At 58.3% G+C, this 21,676-nt stretch carries 19 protein-coding genes; 13 read left to right on the top strand and 6 right to left on the bottom strand.

Annotation, left to right across the window (positions count from 1 at the left end; all coding sequences use genetic code 11):
• Positions 1 to 158 precede the first annotated feature (158 nt).
• Positions 159 to 1,628, bottom strand: coding sequence for a leucyl aminopeptidase (locus GTQ55_RS12575; RefSeq protein ID WP_161859049.1), 1,470 nt, complete (start codon positions 1,626 to 1,628; stop codon positions 159 to 161).
• Between the two features lie 256 nt (positions 1,629 to 1,884).
• Here GTQ55_RS12575 and lptF point away from each other — a divergent pair, with 256 nt between their 5' ends.
• A complete protein-coding gene (gene lptF, locus GTQ55_RS12570; protein WP_161859048.1) occupies positions 1,885 to 3,033 on the top strand; it encodes an LPS export ABC transporter permease LptF in 1,149 nt (382 codons plus the stop codon).
• A complete protein-coding gene (lptG, locus tag GTQ55_RS12565) occupies positions 3,020 to 4,081 on the top strand; it encodes an LPS export ABC transporter permease LptG (RefSeq protein ID WP_161859047.1) in 1,062 nt (353 codons plus the stop codon). Before lptF ends, lptG begins: the two co-directional genes overlap by 14 nt.
• 57 nt (positions 4,082 to 4,138) lie before the next feature.
• On the opposite strand, the gene GTQ55_RS12560 is transcribed toward lptG, so the two are convergent.
• Positions 4,139 to 4,648, bottom strand: a complete 510-nt coding sequence (locus GTQ55_RS12560) for an RDD family protein (protein WP_161859046.1) — start codon at positions 4,646 to 4,648, stop codon at positions 4,139 to 4,141.
• Between the two features lie 92 nt (positions 4,649 to 4,740).
• Entirely contained in the window at positions 4,741 to 5,241 is a 501-nt protein-coding gene (locus GTQ55_RS12555) for a hypothetical protein (RefSeq protein WP_237567664.1), read from the bottom strand.
• Between the two features lie 511 nt (positions 5,242 to 5,752).
• Between GTQ55_RS12555 and GTQ55_RS12550 the strand changes: the two genes are divergently transcribed.
• From GTQ55_RS12550 to GTQ55_RS12530, 5 genes are all read left to right on the top strand, one after another.
• The gene (locus tag GTQ55_RS12550) at positions 5,753 to 8,476 is read left to right on the top strand and encodes a family 20 glycosylhydrolase (RefSeq protein WP_161859045.1); all 2,724 of its coding nucleotides are present in this window, start codon (positions 5,753 to 5,755) and stop codon (positions 8,474 to 8,476) included.
• A 139-nt stretch (positions 8,477 to 8,615) separates the two neighbouring features.
• Entirely contained in the window at positions 8,616 to 10,244 is a 1,629-nt protein-coding gene (locus GTQ55_RS12545) for a GMC family oxidoreductase (RefSeq protein WP_161859044.1), read from the top strand.
• Positions 10,241 to 11,128 carry a 23S rRNA (guanine(745)-N(1))-methyltransferase gene (gene rlmA / locus GTQ55_RS12540; RefSeq protein WP_161859043.1) on the top strand — a complete coding sequence of 296 codons (888 nt, stop codon included), beginning with the start codon at positions 10,241 to 10,243 and terminating at the stop codon, positions 11,126 to 11,128. The genes GTQ55_RS12545 and rlmA overlap by 4 nt, the downstream gene beginning before the upstream one ends.
• Positions 11,129 to 11,148: 20 nt before the next feature.
• Positions 11,149 to 11,583 (top strand): tRNA adenosine(34) deaminase TadA, encoded by a 435-nt coding sequence (gene tadA / locus GTQ55_RS12535; protein ID WP_161860148.1) that lies wholly within the window; start codon positions 11,149 to 11,151, stop codon positions 11,581 to 11,583.
• Between the two features lie 2 nt (positions 11,584 to 11,585).
• Positions 11,586 to 12,020 carry an ion channel gene (locus GTQ55_RS12530; protein WP_161859042.1) on the top strand — a complete coding sequence of 145 codons (435 nt, stop codon included), beginning with the start codon at positions 11,586 to 11,588 and terminating at the stop codon, positions 12,018 to 12,020.
• 38 nt (positions 12,021 to 12,058) lie between these two features.
• On the opposite strand, the gene GTQ55_RS12525 is transcribed toward GTQ55_RS12530, so the two are convergent.
• Positions 12,059 to 12,649 carry an NADPH-dependent FMN reductase gene (locus GTQ55_RS12525; protein WP_202620617.1) on the bottom strand — a complete coding sequence of 197 codons (591 nt, stop codon included), beginning with the start codon at positions 12,647 to 12,649 and terminating at the stop codon, positions 12,059 to 12,061.
• 241 nt (positions 12,650 to 12,890) lie between these two features.
• Here GTQ55_RS12525 and GTQ55_RS12520 point away from each other — a divergent pair, with 241 nt between their 5' ends.
• The 5 genes from GTQ55_RS12520 (at position 12,891) to GTQ55_RS12500 (ending at position 18,066) form a co-directional block, all read left to right on the top strand.
• Complete coding sequence (locus GTQ55_RS12520; RefSeq protein WP_161859041.1) at positions 12,891 to 13,802, top strand: LysR family transcriptional regulator; 912 nt, start codon at positions 12,891 to 12,893, stop codon at positions 13,800 to 13,802.
• A 94-nt stretch (positions 13,803 to 13,896) separates the two neighbouring features.
• On the top strand, positions 13,897 to 15,270 hold the full coding sequence (locus GTQ55_RS12515; protein WP_237567663.1) for a hypothetical protein: 1,374 nt from the start codon (positions 13,897 to 13,899) through the stop codon (positions 15,268 to 15,270).
• A 638-nt stretch (positions 15,271 to 15,908) separates the two neighbouring features.
• Positions 15,909 to 16,670, top strand: coding sequence for an OmpW/AlkL family protein (locus GTQ55_RS12510; protein WP_161859040.1), 762 nt, complete (start codon positions 15,909 to 15,911; stop codon positions 16,668 to 16,670).
• A 107-nt stretch (positions 16,671 to 16,777) separates the two neighbouring features.
• Positions 16,778 to 17,725, top strand: a complete 948-nt coding sequence (locus GTQ55_RS12505) for a DnaJ C-terminal domain-containing protein (protein ID WP_161859039.1) — start codon at positions 16,778 to 16,780, stop codon at positions 17,723 to 17,725.
• Positions 17,726 to 17,748: 23 nt separating this feature from the next.
• Complete coding sequence (locus GTQ55_RS12500) at positions 17,749 to 18,066, top strand: chaperone modulator CbpM (protein ID WP_161859038.1); 318 nt, start codon at positions 17,749 to 17,751, stop codon at positions 18,064 to 18,066.
• A gap of 33 nt (positions 18,067 to 18,099) precedes the next feature.
• On the opposite strand, the gene GTQ55_RS12495 is transcribed toward GTQ55_RS12500, so the two are convergent.
• Entirely contained in the window at positions 18,100 to 19,083 is a 984-nt protein-coding gene (locus tag GTQ55_RS12495) for a calcium/sodium antiporter (protein ID WP_161859037.1), read from the bottom strand.
• Between the two features lie 177 nt (positions 19,084 to 19,260).
• Between GTQ55_RS12495 and GTQ55_RS12490 the strand changes: the two genes are divergently transcribed.
• On the top strand, positions 19,261 to 20,193 hold the full coding sequence (locus GTQ55_RS12490) for a tellurite resistance TerB family protein (RefSeq protein ID WP_237567662.1): 933 nt from the start codon (positions 19,261 to 19,263) through the stop codon (positions 20,191 to 20,193).
• 97 nt (positions 20,194 to 20,290) lie between these two features.
• Here the strand turns inward: GTQ55_RS12490 and GTQ55_RS12485 are convergent, their stop codons facing one another.
• Positions 20,291 to 21,649 (bottom strand): serine hydrolase domain-containing protein, encoded by a 1,359-nt coding sequence (locus GTQ55_RS12485; protein WP_161859035.1) that lies wholly within the window; start codon positions 21,647 to 21,649, stop codon positions 20,291 to 20,293.
• Positions 21,650 to 21,676: the final 27 nt, after the last annotated feature.

Below are 21,676 nucleotides of genomic sequence, written 5' to 3'. Positions count from 1 at the left end.
TCGCAGTGGCGGCCCTGCTACCGGTAACGGTTCACAGGACACGCCGTGAACCCATCCATGGGGGCTCTTCCGCGAGGTCCCTCTCGCAGAAGGTCCTGTGAACCGTTACCGGTAGCAGAACCTTCGCCCGAAATGCACAGCTTCGCTTTAAGTTGTGCTTACTTTTTGTTCAGAATGTATTGCAGCAACAGCGGTACCGGACGCCCGGTAGCACCTTTGGCGGCGCCGGATTTCCACGCGCTGCCGGCGATATCCAGGTGGGCCCAATCGTAGTCTTCGGCGAAGCGTGCCAGGAAGCAGGCAGCAGTGACAGAGCCAGCCTCGCGACCGCCGATGTTCTGCATGTCGGCAAAATTGGAATTCAGCATCGGCTGGTACTCATCCCACAGGGGCATACGCCAGGCGCGGTCGCCCGCAGTTTCGCCGGCGGCGATCAGGTCTTCCGCGAGCTTGTCCTGATTGGCGTAAAGGCCGGTGGCGTGGTTGCCCAGGGCGATCACGCAGGCGCCGGTCAGGGTCGCCACGTCGATGACCACGCTGGGGTTGAACTTGCCAGCCCATGTGAGGGCGTCACACAGCACCAGTCGACCCTCGGCATCGGTGTTCAGAATTTCAATGGTCTTGCCACTCATCGAGGTGACAACGTCGCCGGGCTTGCTGGCGCGGCCACTGGGCATGTTTTCAGCGGCAGCGACCACACCGACGACGTTCACGGGCGCATTCATTTCGACCAGCGCGTTCATCACGCCAAATACACTGGCGGCGCCGCACATGTCGAATTTCATTTCATCCATCTGCGCGCCGGGCTTGATGCTGATGCCACCGGTGTCGAAGGTAATGCCCTTGCCTACGAGTACGATCGGTTTCTGGCCGGCTTTGCCGCCCTTGTAGTTCATGGCGATCATCGCTGCAGGTTCATCACTCCCCTTGGCCACGCTCATGAAGGCGCCCATACCGAGGGCATCCATTTTTTTGTTGTCGAGCACAGTAGTGGTCAGTTTTGTGTGTTTTTTAGCCAGCGCCTTGGCTTCCGAGGCCAGGTAGCTGGGAGTGCAGATATTGCCGGGCAGGTTGCCCAGTTCGCGGGCAATATTGCTGCCAGCGGCTTGGGCGCTGCCGAGCTCTACGCCGTCCTGAATGGTTTTCAGCTGCTTTTTGTCGGGTGCGTGCACCGTAAATTTGGCCAGGGGGTAGGGCTTGGCATCACTGTGACAGCGGGTGAATTTGTACCCGGCCAGCCCGGCGGCCAGGGCCAGCTGCTGTGCCTGCCAGCTGCTGTCGGCATCCTGCACGGGGACTTCGGTGAGGTAGCTGGTGGCGTCTTTCAGGGATTTGATCGCACTGGTACTGGCGTCGGCCAGTTTACGGAATTCAGCCTGCGTGACCGGTGTTTTACCGGTGCGAACTAGCAGAATGCGTTCCGCACCACCCTCCAGCGAAGGCACCATCAGGGTGCTGCCGTTTGCGCTACCCAGATCGCCGCGTTTTAGCAACTTGGCCAGGCTGCCGCCATTTGCCTTGTCGAGGGCGCTGCCGCTGTCGGTGAAGCGGTTTTTGTTGTCGACGGCGATAATGGCGCAGGCACTGCGCTGTTTGCTGATGTCGGTGACCTTGGCATTGAACTGCATGTAAATGGTTCCTTGATGTTCTGTGAGGCCCGCGGCTTTCGTTTGCTCGGTGAGAGCGGGGTGTCGATGGCTCCGGATGGTTCTGGGCCGAGACATTGCCGGGCTTTTTGGTGATAATGCGCCGCACAAGTTTAACCCGAGAAGGATCGGATTGCTTGAGCCGGTGTCCTATGCTGACACCGCTTGTATCTAAATCGGAATCTCGACTTCCATTCGTTTCTTTCTTCGAACCGCAATCAGGGAAGCTGGACGCTCAGTGATTATTTTCCGCTACCTCTGTCGCGAACTGCTTGGCGCGACGCTGGCCGTCAGTGCCGTGCTGTTGCTGATGGTGATGAGTGGCCGTTTTGTGAAGTATCTGGCGGAAGCGGCAGCGGGCGACCTGTCTGCGGGTATTCTGTTTTCGCTGATGGGATACCGCCTGCCGGGCTTTCTGGAGCTGGTGATACCGCTTGGGTTTTTCGTCGGCATTCTGCTGGCTTATGGCCGCCTGTATATAGAAAGCGAAATGACCGTACTGCACGCCTGTGGTTTCAGCGAGCGCCAGTTACTGCGCTATACCCTGGTGCCCGCACTGCTGGTGGCGGCATTTGTAGCCGCCATGAGCCTGTACCTGACCCCAACGGGTATCGAGCGTACCTCGCACCTGCTGACGGCTGATAAAACCCGCAATGAGTTCGATCACCTGGTGCCAAAGAAGTTTGTTGCCACCGGCGGCGGTCGCGCTGTGTATTACGCCGATGGGCTGAGCGACGACAAGTCCACCATGCACGATGTGTTTCTCGCCGAGCTGGGTAACTCCCGCGGGGATACGGATACGGATCACCAGATCGTTACCGTGGCGAGGGAAGGGGTTCAGCAGATCGACCCTGAAACCGGTTTGCGGTATCTGGTCCTGCGTGATGGCTACCGCTACGAGGGGGTTCCCGGGCAGAGTGATTACCGCCAGATGGCCTTTGACAGCTACGAAGTGCTGCTGGATATACCGCGCCTGCGCAGCAAGGCCAGTGAAAAGCTGCAATCCATGTCCACCGCCGCGCTGTGGAAAAGTGACAGTCCCCGTGAGCGGGTGAACCTGCACTGGCGTTTCAGTCTGCCGGTGCTGGTACTGGTGGTGGCGATTCTCGCGGTACCGCTAAGCCGTACCAACCCCCGTCAGGGCCGCTATGCCAAGATGATCCCGGCGGTGTTGCTGTACATCATTTATCTGGTCGCGCTACAGGGCGTTCGCGGTGCCATCGAAGATGGCAAGATCGAGCAGGCGTGGGCGATATGGCTGGTGCACCCGCCGTTTCTGATTCTGGGGCTGCTACTGTTGGGCGGGCGCAACCACAAGCCGCGCAAGCGCCGCAATCAGCCGGATGGCAGTGGTGGTGATAATGGAGGTGCCAATGTCCCGGCTTGACCGCTACATCGCCCGTACGGTGACCGTCTCCATTCTCGCCGTGTTGCTGGTCATCCTGGGTCTGGATGTGATCTCGGCGATTGTCGACGAACTTGAGGATCTGGGGGGGAACTACCAGTTCGGCAACCTGCTGGAATACGTGCTGTGGACACTTCCGGAGCGCGTATACAGTCAGTTGGGTTTTTCCGCGCTGGTGGGTTGTATGGTTGGCCTGGGCACTCTGGCGGGAACCAGCGAATTGACCGTGATGCGTGCCGCGGGGGTTTCTATCGGGCGGATTGCCTGGGCGGTGATGAAGCCGGTAATGGTTCTGATCGTGCTGGGTCTCGCGCTGGCCGAGCTGGTGATACCGGTAACCAACCAGACCGCCGAGAGCCGCAGGGCCATTGCCCAGGGAGAGCTTGAAAACTCCGGGCTTGAGCAGGGGTTGTGGCTACATGACCGCGGTGAGTTCGTCCATTTTAATGCCGCGCTGCCGGGAGGCACGTTGTTTGGTATTACCCGCTACCGGTTTGATGCCGATCGCCAGCTGGAGCGGGTGGTGTTTTCCGAGCGCGGCCATTACGAATCGGAGCGCTGGGAGCTACAGAACAGCCGCCAGACCAGCCTGACGCCGGAGCGCGCATCCAGCAGTCGGGAGGCCCGCTCATACTGGGATTCGGATATATCACCAGATCTGTTTTCGCTGGTTGTTCCGATGCCATCGGACTTGTCCCCGCGCAACCTCTGGTCCTACGGCAAATTCCTCGATCGCAAGGGCGAGGAATCCTCTCGCTACTGGTTGGCGTTCTGGAAGAAAGTGTTGCAGCCACTGACCATCGCTGGCCTGGTGATGATGGCGATTTCGTTTATTTTCGGGCCGCTGCGAGAGGTGACTACCGGTCTGCGCGTGTTTACCGGGGTGATTGTGGGCATCGTTTTCCAGACGGTGCAGGATATGCTCGGCCCATCGTCAGTGGTGTTTGGGTTCCCGCCATTTGTCGCCGTGTTGATTCCCATTCTGGCCAGCTTCCTGCTCGGCTGGCTGCTGTTGCGGCGGGCGCGTTAGATACAGGCGTGTTGTGAGGCCTGCGCGGGGCGTCAGCCCCGCTTCAGCCCGCATTGTTCAGCCGAGCTTCTTGTCTTTCTTCTTTTTCGGTAACTGCCGTACTTCGGAATCCGATACCAGGTCGTGCCAGGTGGCGCGGTCCACCCGGAAGTAGCCCCACAAAAAGCCCAGGCAGAAAAAGCCCAGTGATACCGGGCCCACCAGTGCCCGGAGAAAACACTGGTACCAGCTCAACTGCATGCCGTTGTTATTCGCCACCATCAGTCGCCACGCGCGCATGCCGATGGTCTGTCCGGCAGCCCGCCAGGACCAGAAAAAATAGCCCGCAGTAACCAGGACAAGACCCAGCTGATACAGCGGGCCGCCCACGCAGGGGGTGTAATCCACATTCTCCGGTTGGCAGTGCAGGCCACCGAAGGTTGAGGCGATCAGCATCGCGAGGAACCCATATACCATCCACAGGCCTGCGATGATCAGGGCGTCGTAGATGAGAGCCATCAGTCGCGGCAATACGCCGGCGCGCGGGAGCTGGTTGAACTGGGTGGGGGCCTGGGTTGAGTCGGGCACGGGGGTCTCCGCCGGTAGTAGTTGGCGGGGATTCTAGCAAAAAGGCAGGTATATAAGGCAGGGTTAAGAGAGGAGGGCGCTCGCCCTCCGGCTCAGAACTCGTATTGGACCGAGATCCTGAACTTGTCATCCGACAGGCGGACGTCGTAGTCGAGCGCACTGTTCAGACGGCCGCCGCTCTGAGTGTAACGCAGCAGGGGATGCTGCTTGCTGCGCTTGTGCTGCTCCATGTAGGTTTTGAAGCCCATTTTGAGGATTTCGTTCACGGCGCGGCCGCCGGTGGCGTTCTGGGTTTCTTCCGGGCGAGTATGCAGCTCCAGCCACTGGTGGTTAAGCCGCCGCTGCACCATGCCCATGGAGTTGTTGCGCAAGTTTTCGGCGGATTCGTACAGGGCCCTGTTGTCCATGCCGAAGGCGCTGTCAATGAAAAACGCGTTGTCGGCCTGGAGGTTCAGTGCGCTGGTGGAATCTGGGATGAAAATATCGTCGGCGAGCAGAGGAGCAGAGACGGAAAAGAATACAAGCGCGGTCGCAGCCGAAAGACTGCATACGAGACGCTTGTTGGAACGAAACCGAATACTGCGAGTTTCCATCTTTCCACCTTGGGGCGTTTTACTTGGCTCAGATTACTGATGAACAGCTACTGAATTTATTATGGCTCACCCTTTATAAACCGTTGTATCTCACAATTTCAGGCGTTTTGCCAATCGCAGCTCGGACCATTTCCTCTATTCCAGTCATCCTTCTGTGAGCCCCGCTGTTGTTGATATCTGAAGTTTCGCCCAGTCTGCGGGTGCTGCGCGGTGGTTTCCGCCAATGTTTTTTAAGACCAAAACTATTGGGTCAAAAATCTCTTTATAAAAACTTTGTATAGTTGATTGCGACTTGGATCATTAAATGGAGAGGTGGTTCACCGGTCATGTGACGAATGGCGTGTAAATGGTCATGAGTCGGGGGTAGTTGCAGGAGGGAAACCTATCGCTGTTGACAGCGCTGTCTTTTACGCTAAGGTGGACGGTCGACCGGGACCCGTTTTCCCGCTCAGACACATAAGAATTCAATGGTGCATCTACTCAGGTGCGTGTATCTAAAAAGAGAAGATCGATGAAACGGCTCCCCCTCTTTGCCAGCCTGGCGCTATCCGCCTTTATAGCGTCCTGCGCAGACCCCGAATCCACCGCCCCGGCAGGCACTACTGGATCTGCAGTACCAGCGCCGGCACGCATTGCGGCCAACTTTGATGTCACCCAGGAGGTGTTGATCAATTTTCAGGGCGTGGACGATGGGCTGCGTGCCCAGTGCAAGAAAGTGGGGGGCAGTGAGGCCACCTGCTCCAAATACCGGATCAGCCTGATCAATAATGGCCCCGACATCGGTGCCGATGAGCGGGACTGGCAGCTCTATTTTCACAGCGTGCGCCGCTCTCTGGCGTTGTTGAACAGTGACGCGTTCACGCTTGAACGTGTCAATGGCGACCTCCACCGCCTCACCCCAACGGAGAACTTCGCCGGTATCGCCAGCGGCGAGACGCTGCCTCTGGATTTTCTCTCGGAAAGCTGGATGCAATTTGAGTCAGACTTCCAGCCGCGGCTGTTTGTCGTGGATGCCGACGGCAAGGCGAGTGTCATCCAGTCCACGGATACGGATGACCTGAAAGACATTGTCCTGCCCATCAATAAAAACCATCCGGACAACTGGAAGCGGGTGGCAAACGATGCCAACACTCTTGCCACCGCCGCCAGCCGCTTTGAGCGTTTTACCGGCGATTCTGAATCGATCGGCGACACCGGAAACGACTGGCGGGGACGAATCATCCCGAAACCGTTGTCGGCAAAAGTACAGCAGGGTGCGCCGGTAGAGCTGGCTCACGGCCTCGCTCTACAGGCAAAAGGGCTGGGGCAGGGTAGTGTGGCAGCGCTGGAACAGAGAATTGAAACCCTGGGCCTGGCGGCCAGAGGGCCCGATGCTTACCCGGTCGCGGTCAGCATTGATGCGTCCGGGTTTGAGGGGCAGCCTGCGGGAGCCTATCGATTGTCTGTTGGCGCGGATGGTGCGCAAGTGACGGGAGTTGATGAAAGTGGCGCCTTTTACGGTGTCCAGTCTCTGTTGGCGGCGACTGACCTGAAAAGTAATAGCCTGCCGTTAGTGGTTGTAGAAGATGCACCACGCTTCCCTCACCGCGGGTTCTTCCTGGACGTGGGGCGCAACTTCCACAGTAAAGAAGTGGTGCTCAAGCTGCTCGACCAGATGGCGGCCTATAAACTCAACAAGTTCCAATTCCACCTTTCTGATGACGAGGGCTGGCGGCTGGAAATCCCGGGACTGCCGGAGCTGACCGAAATCGGCAGCCAGCGCTGCTTTGACCTTGAAGAAAACCGCTGTCTGTTGCCCCAGCTTGGTTCCGGGCCCAAGGCGGACAACTTTGGCAGCGGCTTTTACAGCGTGAACGATTATGTAGAGATTCTGCGTTATGCCGCCGACCGTCAGATCGAGGTGGTACCAGAATTCGATATGCCGGCGCACGCCCGCTCTGCGGTGGTGGCGATGGAAGCGCGGTATCGCAAGCTGAAAGACGCAGACCCGGCTGCCGCGGAAGCCTACCGACTCATCGACCCGCAAGACGATACCCAGTACCTGTCGGTTCAGTTTTATGACGACAGCTATATAAACCCCTGCGTGGACTCGACCTACAACTTTGTCGGCAAACTGATCCGGGAAGTCAAAGCCATGCACGATTCCGCCGGTCAGGCATTGAAAAGCTGGCACTTCGGCGGCGATGAAGCAGTGAATATTCTCGCGACGGCCTCATTTGAAGTGGGCCCGGGTGAAAACCCGGCAAAGGGCGATGTAGTGGCAGAGCAGCGCAACAAGCCGTGGACCAACTCTCCCCAGTGTCAAAAGCTGATTGCCAATGGTGAAGTGAAGGCCATCGATGAGCTGGGCGAGCTTTATGCCAAGCGTGTGAGCAGGCTGGTGGCGGACGCCGGTATTCCCACCATGGCTGCGTGGAATGACGGGGTAAAGAAAATCAATGATGCCGACGAGGAACTGGCGACAGAAAACAACTACGTCAATTCCTGGGCGCCCCTGTTCTGGGGCGGTGGTGACGAAAGTGTGCACTTTGCAGAGACCGGGTTTGACCTGGTTCAATCACACTCCGATTACCTCTACTTCGATATGCCGCAAGAGGTAGATCCTAAAGAGCGTGGCTACTACTGGGCATCCCGCTATACCGATACCCGTAAAACGTTCAGTTATGCGCCGCTGAATACCGCACAGCTGGCAGAGCTCTACCCCAATCGCGACGGCCACAGCTGGGCCGCTACCTCTCCATCCGCGGAGTTTGCCGGCAGCGTGCGAGGTCTGCAGGGGCAGCTTTGGAGTGAAGTGGTGCGCACCGATGAAGCGGTGGAGTACCAGGTGTTTCCGCGTCTTCTGGCACTGGCTGAGCGCGCCTGGCACAAGGCCGCCTGGGAGCTGCCGATTCAGGAAGGCCAGACGTTTTCTGGCGAGACCACTTTTGTCGACAAACAGGCCCTGGCCCGGGACTGGCTGGATTTCTCCGCCGCGCTGGGTAACAAGGAGTTGCTGAAACTGGATCGGGCAGGAATCGGTTACCGAGTACCGGTACCCGGTGCTGTGGCCGATGGCGACAGTGTGAAAACCGCACTGCCTTACCCCGGCTTGGCGCTGGAGTACTTCGATGGCGAGAGCTGGAAGCCCCTGACCGACGATATTGCCCCGCAAGATGTCGAGTCCCTGCGCGCGCGCAGTGCCGATGGCAAGCGCGCCGGTCGCGCGGTGTCGCTGGATTCCTCCAAGGGGTAGCCCTGACGACCCCAACCTGACTTGCCCGGGGCTCCCGAGAGCCCCTTCGCGCCCCCGGTCTACAATGTTCTGGGTATTGACCTGAGCCGGATTGCTCGGTACGAATCCATAACAACATTGAAAAGGGCGGGAGCTGGGCATGGCAAAGACCAAGGTGTACGACTATGTGATCGTGGGGGGCGGCTCTGCCGGATGCGTGTTGGCCAATCGCCTCAGCCAGGATGAGCAGAACCGTGTCTGCCTGCTGGAGGCCGGCCCCTCCGATCACAATCTCCTTATCCAGATGCCGGTCGGCATCGGTTACCTGCTTCCCGGCAAGCGCTTCAATCTGCACCACTATACCGAGCCCCAGGCGAACCTCGATAATCGTCGCCTATTCTGGCCTCGCGGCCGAGTACTCGGTGGTAGCAGTGCCATCAATGCAATGATCTATACCCGCGGAAACCCCGGCGACTACGATGCCTGGGAGCAGGCGGGAAACCCCGGCTGGGGCTGGTCGGGAATGTTGCCGTACTTCCTACTCGCAGAAGGGAACCAGCGTGGAAGCGATGCCTATCACAGTGGCTATGGGCCACTGGCCGTATCTGACCTGAAATGGAAGTCGGCGGCCGGGCAGGCATTTGTAAGTGCCGCGGTCGAGGCTGGGCACCGAATCAACCATGACTTTAACGGTCACCACCAGAACGGTGTTGATTTTTACCAGGTTACGCAGAAATTTGGCCGGCGCTGTTCGGCCGCCACCGCTTACCTCTACCCGGTAAAGAACCGGCCCAACCTGAGTATTTTCACCAGCGCTGCGGCCGCCGGACTTGAGCTCAAGGGCGACCGGGTAGCTGCTGTCACTTTGCGCAACGGGCAGCGCATCGTCGCCAACAAGGAGGTCATCCTGTGTGCGGGCGCGATACAGTCTCCACAGTTGCTGATGCTTTCCGGGATAGGCCCGCAGGACGAGTTGAAAAAGCTGGGTATTGTTCCCCAGTGTCACCTGCCTGGCGTAGGGCAGAATTTACAGGACCATCTGGATATTACCCAGGTGGTAGAAACTAACCGGGCGGTGGGTTTTAACGATGCGCTGTGGCCGAAGCTCAAGGCTGCGCTGCGGCTGCCGGAATACCTGCTGTTGAATCGCGGTATGCTGACCAACAATGTGGCCGAGGCGGGTGGGTTCGCAAGCTCCAGCCTGGCCGCGGACTTTCCGGATATCCAGTTTCACCTGAGTGCTACGCCGCTTTTCAACCACGGAATGACCAAGAAGCCCGGCAATGGCTACTCCCTGCACGCGTGTGCGCTCAGGCCAAAAAGCCGCGGAACCATCACCCTGGCTTCCCGCGACCCCAAAGCGCTGCCGCTGATTCAGCCGAATTACCTCTCGCACCCGGACGATTTGCAGGTGCTGGTAGAGGGATTTGAAATGGCCCGGGACATTATCGAGAAGGCCTCTCTTAAAACCCTGCACAAACGTTGGTGGTTACCTGGCGAAGCAATTCGTCAGCGCGACGAGATAGCCAATTTTATTCGTCAGAATGCGGAGACCATTTATCACCCGGTAGGAACCTGCAAAATGGGGCAGGACGAAATGGCGGTAGTGGATAGCCATCTGCGCGTTCGCGGCGTGAATGGACTGCGTGTGGTCGATGCCTCCATAATGCCGACCCTTATCAGCGGCAACACCAATGCACCGGTGATTGCGATCGCGGAGAAAGCAGCAGAGCTGATCCTCGACAAGCCCACGTTACGACAGCAGCAGGAAATTAGCGAAAACGCATGATTTGGCAGTGTCCCCATTGCAAGCAGCCTCTGGAATTGCAGGCCCAGAGCTGGCGTTGTGCCAGCGGCCACAGTTTTGACCGGGCCAAAGAAGGATACGTAAACCTGTTACCGGTACAGCAAAAGCGCAGCCGGGAGCCGGGCGATTCCGCTGACATGCTCAATGCCCGGCGACGCTTTCTCGAAGCCGGCTGCTACGAACCTTTGGCGGAAGCTATCTGCGCACAGCTGTCGGGTAATGCGGTGGGTCAAGGCCGGTTGTTGGATGTGGGGTGCGGCGAAGGCTATTACACGCGCAGGCTTGCAGAGAATGGCTGGACGGCTTCTGGCATAGCCGGCATCGATATTGCCAAGGCCGGTGTGCGCCTTGCAGCGAAAAAACAGCCGGACGCACATTTTGCGGTGGCCAGCAGCTACCACCTTCCGGTAGCGGATGACAGTGTCGATGCCATTTTACGTGTATTTGCTCCCGGGCCAGCAGAAGAACTGCTGCGGGTTTTGAAACCGGGAGGGCTCCTGCTGGACGTGTCGCCAGGGCCGGACCACCTGTGGAGTCTCAAGGGCAGGCTGTATGAAAGCCCGCAGCGCCACGAGTTGCCGGTATCCCTGTCGGAATTGTTGCCGGGCCTGGAAATGGTGAGTGAGTTACGCTGTGAATTTGCATTGGATATCGACAAGAATGAACAGGTACGGGACTTTCTCTCCATGACCCCGTTTGCCTGGAAGGGGCGGCCGGATGCTCGCCAGCAGCTGGAACAGCAGGATACATTGACGCTGGAAGCGGACTTCCTGCTACGCAGTTTCAGGAAAGTTGAACAACCGGCTTTCGGTACGGAAAAGACAAACACAGACTCTGGACAGGAATCAGGACGGGAATCACGATAGTGGCAACGCCGCGGGATTTTATGTTTATGCAGCAGGCGCTTTCGCTCGCTGCCAAAGGGGCCGCATTGGGCGAAGTGCCGGTTGGGGCGCTGGTAGTGCTCGATGGTGAGGTCATCGGCGAGGGGTTCAATCGGCCCATTTCTGCCTCCGACCCCAGTGCGCATGCGGAAGTGAACGCGCTGCGCGATGCTGCAGCACGCCAGAACAATTACCGGCTACCTGGCGCCACGCTGTATGTGACAATCGAGCCCTGTACGATGTGCTTCGGCACCTTGATTCACGCACGTATTGCGCGGCTCGTGTACGGTGCTGCCGAGCCCCGTGCGGGCGTGGTTGCCAGCCAGCTGAAGCTGGCGGAGCAGACTTTTTTCAATCACAAAATAGAGGTAGAGGGGGGCGTTCTGGCGGAGGAGGCCGGCACCCTGGTCCGGGAATTTTTTCAGAAGCGGCGCTAGATATGCTATTGGCTTTCGTGATCAATTCGCTGTTGGTGGCTCTGGCGGTAGTGATTCACCACGAAGCGCTGAACTTCCTGTTCTTTTTGGGGCGGAGGTTGAGCGTGCGGCGCAACGTGAGTGTGCTGATCGGCGTATTTGGGGCGCTGGTCGCACACGTGGTCGAAATCTGGATGTTCGCACTCGGATATATGTATATGTATCACTCGCCGCACTTTGGCACCCTCGAGGGAAACTTCACTGGAAGTCTGCTTGACAGCGCCTACTTTTCCTTCACTACCTATACGTCGCTGGGGCTGGGCGATATCGAGCCTTTTGGTGCACTGCGTTTTACCGTAGGCCTGGAGGCACTTACCGGCCTGGTGCTGATTACCTGGACCGCGTCTTTCCTGTTCCTCAAAATGCAACGCTTCTGGAAACTGGGCCCGGATCAGTAGCGGGCCCTTAATCACAGAGGTGTACGGCTCCGGCTGCATCAAGCAGTAGCCTTCTCCAGGGCAATGGCATTCAGTGTTTGCAGCACCACGGTTTGCAGTTGTGCAGCCATTGCCTCATCAATCATCTCGCCTTCTTCGTTGAAAACGTTCATGGATCCCGGCACGGCCAGCATGGTTGGCGTTATCCAGGTGCCCAGAGGCTGCAATATATCCCGCAGGTGATTGAGGCCGCGCATTCCCCCCAGTCCACCGGGTGATGTGGCGAAGAGAGCGGCGCGGCGGCCCTGGAACAGTTCTGCCCGGCCGTAGCTGGCATCCGGGCGGGATACCCAGTCGATCAGGTTCTTCAACGCAGCAGTCACCGAGCCATTGTACTCGGGGCTTGCGATCAGCAGACCGTCGGCGGTGGAGAAAAGATCCTTCAGCTCGGCCACCTTCTGCGGCACACCTGCCGCTTCGACGTCTTCATCGAACACGGGCAGCGGATAGTCCCGCAGGTTCACCTCAATAACTTCTGCGCCGGCTTGCCGAGCCATCTGTGCAGCGGCCGCTGCCAGCTGGCGGTTGTAGGAATCTTTGCGCAGGCTGCCGGCGAACGCCAGCAGGCGGGGGCTCTGGTTCATGCTCATGAGTAGCGTCCTCTCGGTATTTCTGTGCCCGGGCCCGCGTTCTCATTTTTGCGGCCTGGACATGACTTGGCTGTGAATGGCAGCCATTGTGGGGAAACACTGCTGGAACAAAAATAGAGATTCTGCAATGCTTCTGTGCATATTTGCACAGAAGTACGATTGTCCGTTGTTGCGCGCAGGGTCTGTTGCGCGCAGGGTCCAATGGCTTGCAGCGTGCTTTATAGAGAGGGTGGAAGGGCTGATGGCGCGGAATTCGGTCAAAGATTGGAACAATCTCCACTATGCACTGGCAGTGGCCAGGGCGGGCACCTTGTCGGGGGCTGCGCTGGAACTGGATGTTTCCCACTCCACGGTACTGCGGCGCATAGATGCGCTGGAAAAGGCCCTTGAGACCCGCCTGTTCATCCGCCATCCCCGCGGCTATGTGGCTACCGAGGCGGGGCAAATGCTGATGAACGCGGCCGAGAACATGCAGGACCAGCTGGACCTGATGGTGGGGAGGATTCAGGGGGTGGATGAAGCCCTGCAGGGGACCCTGATAATTACCACGGTGAATACCCTGATCCCGTTGCTGATGCCGATTTTCCGTGAGTTCCGGTCGCAAAACCCACAGGTGCGCCTGCAGCTGGTTGCAGACCGGCGTCATCTGCGCCTGGAGCATGGCGAGGCGCATATCGGAATCCGGCCGGGGGCCAAACCCACAGAGCCGGATTACGTGGTTCAGCCGGGCGCTTCCCTGCAGAGTGCGCTGTACGCCTCGGCGTCGTATTTGAAGGAGTGCGGCCCGTTTAAAAGCCGCAAGAACCTGCAGGGCCACCGCTTTATCGCGCCCATCGACGCGTACGACTTTATTCCCAGCCTGGACTGGATCGCCCGCCAGGTACCGGAGGAGCAGGTCGTATTCCGTTGTAACGAATTCTCCGGGTTCGAAGATGCCGCGCGCTGTGGTTTGGGGATTGCAGCGCTGCACAGCTGGTGTGCCGAGTCGAGGCCGGGCTTGCAGCGATTGATCGACCCACCTCCGGAGTGGCGCACCAACCTCTGGCTTGTGACGCATCGTGATATGCACCGGACACGCAAGGTCCAGCTTTTTCTCGACTGGCTCAAGCAGGCACTGGCCCGCTTGCCGCCGGAAATCGCTGTGGTACCGTAAGCCGTCTATAGTTGACTACTGCCCATTTTCCGCATGTGATTGTCGGTAGAGAGCTTGCTGCAGGCGATAAACAAATAAATCCAAAGGGACTGTCGTGAAACAAATAATTTCAATCGCTGTTGTTTACAGTTTGGCGGTGGTAACTCTGATGGGCTGTGAAAGCAGAAAGGCGCAGGAACCCGAGAGCGACAGCGCAGCGTCAGAGGTGCTGTCGCCGGAGGAAACCGCGGCGCAGGAGGACAGCGAAGACCCTGCCTTGGATCAGCTGGCGCGGGATTACGTACGCCTGGTGCTCACCCTGGGTAATCACGACAAGAGTTACGTGGATGCCTACTACGGCCCGGCAGACCTGAAGGCGGAAGCCGAAGCGGATAAGGCTTCACCGGCAGAACTGGCGAGCCGTGCGGAAATGCTGCTGGCCCGTCTACCACAGACCATCGAGCCTGCCGGGGATTTACAGACCCTGCGCACGCATTACCTAAAAACCCAATTAAAAGCGGTTGCCGCGCACGCCCACCATATCGCCGACGCCAGCTTTCGTGACTTCCAACGCGAGGCCAAAGCACTTTACGACACAGAGCCACCAGTGCAGGAGTATGCGGAGTTTGATCCGGTACTGGCCCAGCTTGAAGAGGAGCTGCCGGGGAGTGAGCCGCTGCATATACGGGTGCAACAGTTTCAGGAGCAATATCGGATCCCGGAAGGCAAGCTGGAGTCCGTATTCAACGCCGCCATTGCAGAGTGCAAGAAACGCACATTGGCGCATATAGAGTTGCCGGATAATGAAAGCTTCAAGCTGGAGTATGTGCAGGACAAGCCCTGGAGCGGTTATAACTGGTATCAGGGCAATGCCCACAGTCTGATCCAGATCAACTCGGAGCTGCCCATTTATATTGACCGCGCGGTAGACCTGGGTTGTCACGAAGGTTACCCAGGGCACCATACCTACAATGCGCTGCTGGAGCAGAAGCTGGTAAAGGATCAGGGTTGGCTGGAGTACAGCGTCTATCCACTGTTCAGCCCGCAGTCACTGATTGCGGAGGGAAGTGCCAACTATGGTATCGAGCTTGCCTTCCCTGATGGAGAGAAAACCCGCTTCGAGCAAGAGGCTCTGTACCCCCTTGCTGGCCTGGATCCGGCCACCGCAGAAAAATATCAGCGCGTGTTGTCACTGTTGGCTGAGTTGAAATTCGCGGAAAACATCGTCGCGCGGGAATATATCGATGGCAAAATCGATCGTGACGAGGCTGTTGCGCGTTTTCAGAAATACACCGCCATGAGCCCGGAGAAGGCCGCGCAGCGCGTCAGATTTGTGGATACCTACGGTGCCTATGTGATCAATTACAACTGGGGCAAGGCGCTGGTGAAACAATACGTTGAGCAGGATGCGGACTTGAGCAATGCCCGCTGGCAGAAGTTTTCCAGGTTACTGTCTTCACCCAGGCTGCCGTCCTCCCTGAACTGGTAGTGGTTGCGAGCGACGGAGCACTCCTGAGCTCGCAGGTCAAAACAACTGTGGAGGGGCGTGTTCGTTGCGCGCCAATATAGAAGCACCAATAGAGAAGGATGTCAGCGAGTGCGTGTTCGCTGGTTGTATTTCCCCGGTTCTTTCTCACTGGTTGTTTCTTGTTGCAGTTTCTTTCCGGCGGTTTTTCTCACTGTTCCTTGGGAATTTTTTCTCAGATTAACCAATCGAAGTCCTCCCGATTTTGCGCGTCTGAACATTTCTTTACGCAGGGTTCGATCCGGCTTTTAAAGCTGAATGTCGCCTGAATAGCTGACGGAAAATTTCCTATTTAGATTTTTTTAAGTTTGGGTTTTCCACAGGGCTGGCGCGAAAAGTCATCTCTGTGGACAAGTTTGGCGTACCAATCTTCAGATGTGGCGTGAAAATATTTATTCCGGTACTGCTTTTTTGATGCGAGGATTTTTACGCCCGGCGGGAGAATTTTTTTTATAGAGGTGTGTGGCGTCACAAACGCGCAAAAGTTCCACGGTTGAAGATTTTTTTTGGTTGTTTTTTCTACAGCTGGTTGTTTCCGTGTCTAGACTGACAAGTGATTGGGTTAATTGCTGTTTAATTTGCCGAATACGATGGAGTTCTCAATGAAAAAGACACGCGTTCTGACACCGCTTGCAATCGCTGTAGCCGCTCTGCTTAGTGCACAACACGCCGCGGCAGATATGTGGAGTGATGGTGATTTTGTTATCCGCGCCGGCGCCAGCTGGGTAGATCCAAATGACAGTGATGACAATCTGCGCCTCACTGAGGGTTGGGTCAAAGAGGAGTTTGATATCGATAGTGACACTACCTGGAACATCTCCGGCGCCTGGCTGCCGGTAGAGCACTGGGGTGTGGAATTGATGTACATCGGTGCTACCGATCACGATATGGATCTGGATCGTGTTCGCGTTGATGATATCATCTATGATATTGACGGCTACGATATTGGCAGCTTCGAAGCTTCTTACTCCAACGCCTATCTGAACTGGTATCCGCTGAGCCGCGACTGCCTGGGTCAGCCTTATGTTGGTATCGGTGTGAACTACACCGACTTCAGTGATGAAGGCTTCTCACGTGGCTACAACGATCTGTTGATCAACAATGATGTGCTCGCCACCGACGCGAGCCTGGGCCTGGGGCACTCCTGGGGCTTCACTGGCCAGGTAGGTGTGGATTTCCGCTTTGGTCGTGACAGTGCGTTCCTGGTAAACGCTGCGGTTCTGTATATCGATACAGACACCGACTTCAATGTTTACTACAAAGATGCGCTGTCTAATGACCCATCCATTACCCGCAGTGCCACAGTGAACGATGTGGACTTCAGCCCCTGGATATTTAACCTGGGTGTTGGTTACTCTTTCTAATCGCGGTGCGTGATTAAAGAGTAACGTTCAGGGAAGAACGGAAAGGCACCTTCGGGTGCCTTTTTCATGGTCGCTGTATACGTATTGCAGGGTGCACCGGGTTCCGTATGGAATATCGTGATTACTACCAGATACTGGGCGTCGAGCGCAGTGCCGCACAGGATGAAATCAAGCGTGCCTATCGCAAGCTGGCGCGTAAATTTCATCCCGATGTGAGCAAGGAAGAGGACGCTGAAAATCGCTTCAAGGAAGTCAATGAAGCCTATGAGGTCCTCAAGGATCCGGAAAAGCGCGCCGCTTACGACCAGCTCGGCAAGAACTGGAATAGTGGGCAGGACTTCAAGCCGCCACCCGACTGGGATCAGGGGTTTGAATTCCACGGCGGCGGATACACCGAGGCGGACCCGGAAGCCTTCAGTGATTTCTTTGAGGAGCTGTTCGGGCGCGGAGGCTTCCGTCGTGGCGGGTTTCACCGTGGTGGCCAGCAATTCCATGCGCAGGGTGAGAACACCTATGCCCGGATCGCCATTGATATCGAGGACAGTTATGCCGGTAGCAAGCGTCAGATAACTCTAAAGCACTCGGAGCTCGATCCGAGTGGTCACCCGGTGGTGAAGGAGCGCAAGCTCAATGTCACCATTCCCAAAGGCGTGACCGAAGGGCAGCAGATCCGGCTGGCTGGTCAGGGCGAGCCCGGAATGGGCGAGGGCAAGGCGGGAGACCTGTTCCTTGAAATTGTCTTCAACCGGCACCCGCGCTTCAGCACCGAGGGCAAGACGGTTTATCTGGATCTTCCCGTGGCACCTTGGGAAGCCGCACTCGGCGCCAAGGTGCTGGTGAAGACGCCGGATGGCTCGGTAAACCTGACGCTGCCCGCCAACAGTAAAAGTGGCAGCAAGCTGCGCCTCAAAGGTCGGGGCTTGCCGGCAAAAGTACCAGGGGATTTGTACGTTGTGCTGGACATTGTCACGCCACCGGCGAACACCGATGCAGAGCGGGCTGCCTACCGTCAGTTTCGCGATGCCTTCACATTTGACCCACGTGGCGGGGCATAGGTCAGAAGCGGGAGTGCGAGCATATGCCGCCTGAGAATGAATACACCGAAACGACCGCAGTGATACTGGACGAGAACAGCCAGCTGACACTGCGTGAACTGTGCATCGCCTGCGCGCTGTCAGCAGAGCAGATAATGGCGCTGATGGAGGAGGGCGTGATCGAGCCGCATGGGAGTACTGACCCATTGAGATTCAGTGGAATCTGCGTGCAGAGGGTCAGGCGCGTGGTGCGCCTGGAGCGGGACCTCGGCGTCAATCACGCCGGTGCGGCGCTGGCGCTGGAGCTGCTGGAAGAGATCGAGCAGCTCCGCGCACGTATCCGCCGGCTGGAGCGGCGATAACCCTTCGCCTGAGAAGCGATTGCGCGGCCCGCCTCAAAGCGCCTTGCTGGTAATTTCGTAAATCAGGTAACCGGTGTAAAGCAGGTAGGCGGCGAGTAATGCTGCGCCTTCAAACCGGTTGATACGTCCGTGCCGTGTGCGAAATCCGTAGCCGAAGATAAACAGGGCGATGGTCAACCCCATTACCATTGGCCAATCCCGGGTAATCAGTTCCGGGGGCACGCTGGGCATGGGTGCAATGGCGCCCGCAATGCCTACAACCGCCAGCAGGTTGAACATGTTGGAGCCCACCACATTGCCGATGGCGATGTCGTGTTCGCCCTTGCGTGCGGCGACAACGGTGGCCGCCAGCTCCGGCAACGAGGTGCCGAGTGCGACGATGGTGAGGCCGATAATCAGATCACTCACACCGAGCTGTTGCGCAATGGTGACCGCGCCCCAAACCAGCAAGCGCGAACTGACGATCAGCAGGATCAGCCCTGCCACCACCCAGAACAGCGCCTTGCCCAGTGGCATGTCGTGTTCTTCCAGCTGGCTTTCCATCTCGCCTTCGATGGCGTCACCCTTGCCGCGTAACGCGGAGTAAATGGACCAGCCGATCAGGCCAAAGAAACCTGCCAGCAGGATCACGGACTCGGTGCGGCTCAGTCCCCCGTTCCAGAAGAAAGCGGCGGTCACACAGGTGAGCACCAGCAGCAGCGGAAGCTCCTTGCGGACGATCTTACTGTTGACAGTGAGCGGGATCATGATGGCGGTGGCGCCGAGAATCAGCCCCGTATTGGCAATGTTGGAGCCGTAGGCGTTGCCCAGTGCCAGCCCCGGGCTGCCATCCAGCGCCGCCATGGCGGATACCACCATCTCTGGCGCGGAAGTGCCGAACCCAACAATCACCATCCCGATTAGTAGCGAAGGCATCCCGGCGTGTTTGGCCGTCGCAGCGGCACCTTCGACGAAGCGGTCAGCGCTCCACATCAGCAGCACAAATCCGGCAAGTATCGCGAGCAGGGCAAGAATCATGGGGTTCCTTAATAGCGCTTTAGGGTTCGGTTCGCCACGGTCAGCGTGAAATCCGGGGCGATTGTAACGGCTCTGCCGCCGCCTTGCAGTCCCGATTGCCTGGCAGGCTGCTGGTGGGGGCAAAATCCGGACCCTACAGTTTGGGCTGATTCTGATACTGGCAGAGGCCGCAAGTGTATGAACAAGAAACTGCTTCTGGGCGCGTTAATCGGCGCCGGAATGTCGATGTTAAACAAAAAGATCCGTCAGCAGCCGGCCCCGGCGCCCGGTACCCCGCCTCCTGACTTTCATCGCCCGGATTTCAGCAAGGTACCGCCCCCCGATCAGTCGGTCGGTGGTGGTGGCCCCAACCTGGACGATATTCTCGCACGCGCGGGCCAGCCGGGCGGACTGAGCCCCGGAGCGAATGGACCCGGAGGCGGAGCGAAACCGGGGGGCGATATTTTCGGCAGCGCAGTCCCCGCCGGGGCTGGTGCCGGGGGCGCCGCCGTACTGATGGAAATCGCGCGTCGAATTTTCTCGCAGATGCAGCAATCCGGCGGCGCCGGCGGGATGGGAGGAAGTGCTGGCGGCGGCTTGGGTGGCGGTGCGGGCGGTGGCCTTGGCGATATTCTCGGGCAGATTTTTGGCCGCGCCGGCGGCAAGTTCGGGCAACAGGGCCCGCAGGGTCCACAGAGTAACCCCGGTAACTGGCAAAATCCTTTGCCTCGGGGCAAGGGTGGCCTGTTCGGGTTTGTGAACACGGCGGATGCGGATGCCGACGGTGATGAGGACCAGGCCGATGCCATGCTCAAGGCGATGGTAGCCGCGGCCCAGGCGGATGGGAAAATCGACGAAGCCGAGCAGCGCAATATCCTCAAGGCGCTGGAAGGGCAACTGGAGGCTCCTACTCTGGAGTCCTTTCGGGAGTTTCTGACTCAGCCGGTGAGCATGGATGACGTGGTATCCGCTGCGAGCGACCCGGCGACTGCGTTCAATCTCTATCTGGTGTCTGCCATGACCATCAACCCGGACAATGCCCAGGAGAAGCAATATCTTGAGGATCTGGCGGAGAAGCTGGGGATCTCGGAGCAGGCGGTACAGGTGATCGAGCAACAACTGCCACGATAGTTTTTGGCGAGCCCGGTGGCGGCGTCGCTACCGGGTAAAGCCTTTGCGAAGTGTCCTGTGGGCGCGTTGCTTCGGCGCCGACTGCTTTTCCCGATTCCTACTCGAGTGGCAGCAGCTGCGCGAAATTTCTTCCGGTCGGATAGTCTCCCGCACTCCAGCCCAGACGCACGATCACGGTGCTGGTGGAGGGAGACACCATCACCACCTGTTTGCGGTTGCCCAGCATAAAGTAGCTGTCTTCGGGCAGCTCCGGGAAGCGCGCAGATTCACCGCCACGGTTCAGCCAGAACTGGTAGCCATAAGCCGGGTCGTTGGCACTCTGGTTGGGGCTGCTGGCTGTGGCAACCCACCCCTCCGGGAGCAGCTGCTCTCCGTTCCACTGCCCGTCATCCAGCATCAGCAGGCCGAGACGGGCCCAGTCGCGGGCGGAGGCATATATGTAGGAGCTGCCAACAAATACACCGCTGGCATCCACCTCGAAGGTTGTGTGGCGCATGCCCAGGGGCGCAAGGATTTGCTCGCGGAAAAACTCCAGGTTGGCCTGCGGGGTTGCGCCCAGTTGTTCGTACAACCAGCGGGCCAGCAGGTTCGTGGTGCCGGAAGAGTAGGAAAAGTGCTCGCCAGGCGTGTGCGCGAGAGTGCTTTGCATGGCGACATCCGACGCGCTATGGGCATTGAAAAGCATGCGGGTGGCATCGCTGCCGGGAGCATAGGTTTCATCAAAATCCAGCCCGGACGACATCTGTAGCAGGTTTTCCAAAGTGATCTGGCGGCGGTCATCCGACCACTGGGGAAACACGGGGGAGGTGACCTTCAGTTGAGGTTCCAGTGCCTGATACCGGGCCACCATCATCGCCGTAAGACTCTTGCCCATGGACCAGCCGAGGAGTGGCGTTTCTGCCGAGATACCTTCGGCATAGGACTCCGCCACCAGTTGTCCATTGCGTACCACCAGCAGCGCGCGGGTGTTGCGGCCAGCCTGGTTGTCTTGCGCCATGATGCGGTCGAGGGTGCGCTGCAGCTCAGGGTCGATGTGGGTTGCGCGGTCTCCTGTAGGCCAGGCGCCGCTCGACTCCGGAATCGGCGCGACGGCAACCCGGTCCAGGGCCGCGGTGTCGCCAATATCGAGGGCGCACCCAAGCCCTGGTCGAAAAGTCGCGCTGGTCTTCCCCATGCCGAGCAACGTGGCGGTAACGCGCTGGATATCGTTGTCGTAATGCAGGTCGAGCAGGCGATTGGCGGGGGAGTAAGAGGCGAGGTCGTCCAGGTTGCGGGTCTCGCTGAAGCCGGAGATGTAGCGCCCGGAGCAGGCAAGCTTCGCCCCCATACCGGTGGCGACGCCTACCGCATTACCCAGCTGGGTGACGGGAAAGCCCAGCAGCATGGGTGCGAGAAGCGCGAATACAAGGGTCAGACCGGCCACGGATACGAGCAGGGTCAGGGTTATTTTTTTCATGGGTATTCGGCCCGAATGGATCTCTAG

The sequence above is a fragment of the Microbulbifer hydrolyticus genome (genome assembly GCF_009931115.1).
GTDB classification, from domain to species: Bacteria; Pseudomonadota; Gammaproteobacteria; order Pseudomonadales; family Cellvibrionaceae; genus Microbulbifer; species Microbulbifer hydrolyticus.
This window is presented reverse-complemented; position numbering and strand designations above follow the sequence as displayed.

Excerpts from the sequence above, each read along its gene's own strand:
- GTQ55_RS12575 (WP_161859049.1), bottom strand. The coding sequence starts at position 1,628 with ATGCAGTTCAATGCCAAGGTCACCGACATCAGCAAACAGCGCAGTGCC.
- lptG (WP_161859047.1), top strand. The coding sequence starts at position 3,020 with ATGTCCCGGCTTGACCGCTACATCGCCCGTACGGTGACCGTCTCCATT.
- GTQ55_RS12555 (WP_237567664.1), bottom strand. The coding sequence starts at position 5,241 with ATGGAAACTCGCAGTATTCGGTTTCGTTCCAACAAGCGTCTCGTATGC.
- GTQ55_RS12550 (WP_161859045.1), top strand. The coding sequence starts at position 5,753 with ATGAAACGGCTCCCCCTCTTTGCCAGCCTGGCGCTATCCGCCTTTATA.
- GTQ55_RS12545 (WP_161859044.1), top strand. The coding sequence starts at position 8,616 with ATGGCAAAGACCAAGGTGTACGACTATGTGATCGTGGGGGGCGGCTCT.
- rlmA (WP_161859043.1), top strand. The coding sequence starts at position 10,241 with ATGATTTGGCAGTGTCCCCATTGCAAGCAGCCTCTGGAATTGCAGGCC.
- tadA (WP_161860148.1), top strand. The coding sequence starts at position 11,149 with ATGTTTATGCAGCAGGCGCTTTCGCTCGCTGCCAAAGGGGCCGCATTG.
- GTQ55_RS12530 (WP_161859042.1), top strand. The coding sequence starts at position 11,586 with ATGCTATTGGCTTTCGTGATCAATTCGCTGTTGGTGGCTCTGGCGGTA.
- GTQ55_RS12525 (WP_202620617.1), bottom strand. The coding sequence starts at position 12,649 with ATGAGCATGAACCAGAGCCCCCGCCTGCTGGCGTTCGCCGGCAGCCTG.
- GTQ55_RS12520 (WP_161859041.1), top strand. The coding sequence starts at position 12,891 with ATGGCGCGGAATTCGGTCAAAGATTGGAACAATCTCCACTATGCACTG.
- GTQ55_RS12510 (WP_161859040.1), top strand. The coding sequence starts at position 15,909 with ATGAAAAAGACACGCGTTCTGACACCGCTTGCAATCGCTGTAGCCGCT.
- GTQ55_RS12505 (WP_161859039.1), top strand. The coding sequence starts at position 16,778 with ATGGAATATCGTGATTACTACCAGATACTGGGCGTCGAGCGCAGTGCC.
- GTQ55_RS12500 (WP_161859038.1), top strand. The coding sequence starts at position 17,749 with ATGCCGCCTGAGAATGAATACACCGAAACGACCGCAGTGATACTGGAC.
- GTQ55_RS12495 (WP_161859037.1), bottom strand. The coding sequence starts at position 19,083 with ATGATTCTTGCCCTGCTCGCGATACTTGCCGGATTTGTGCTGCTGATG.
- GTQ55_RS12490 (WP_237567662.1), top strand. The coding sequence starts at position 19,261 with ATGAACAAGAAACTGCTTCTGGGCGCGTTAATCGGCGCCGGAATGTCG.
- GTQ55_RS12485 (WP_161859035.1), bottom strand. The coding sequence starts at position 21,649 with ATGAAAAAAATAACCCTGACCCTGCTCGTATCCGTGGCCGGTCTGACC.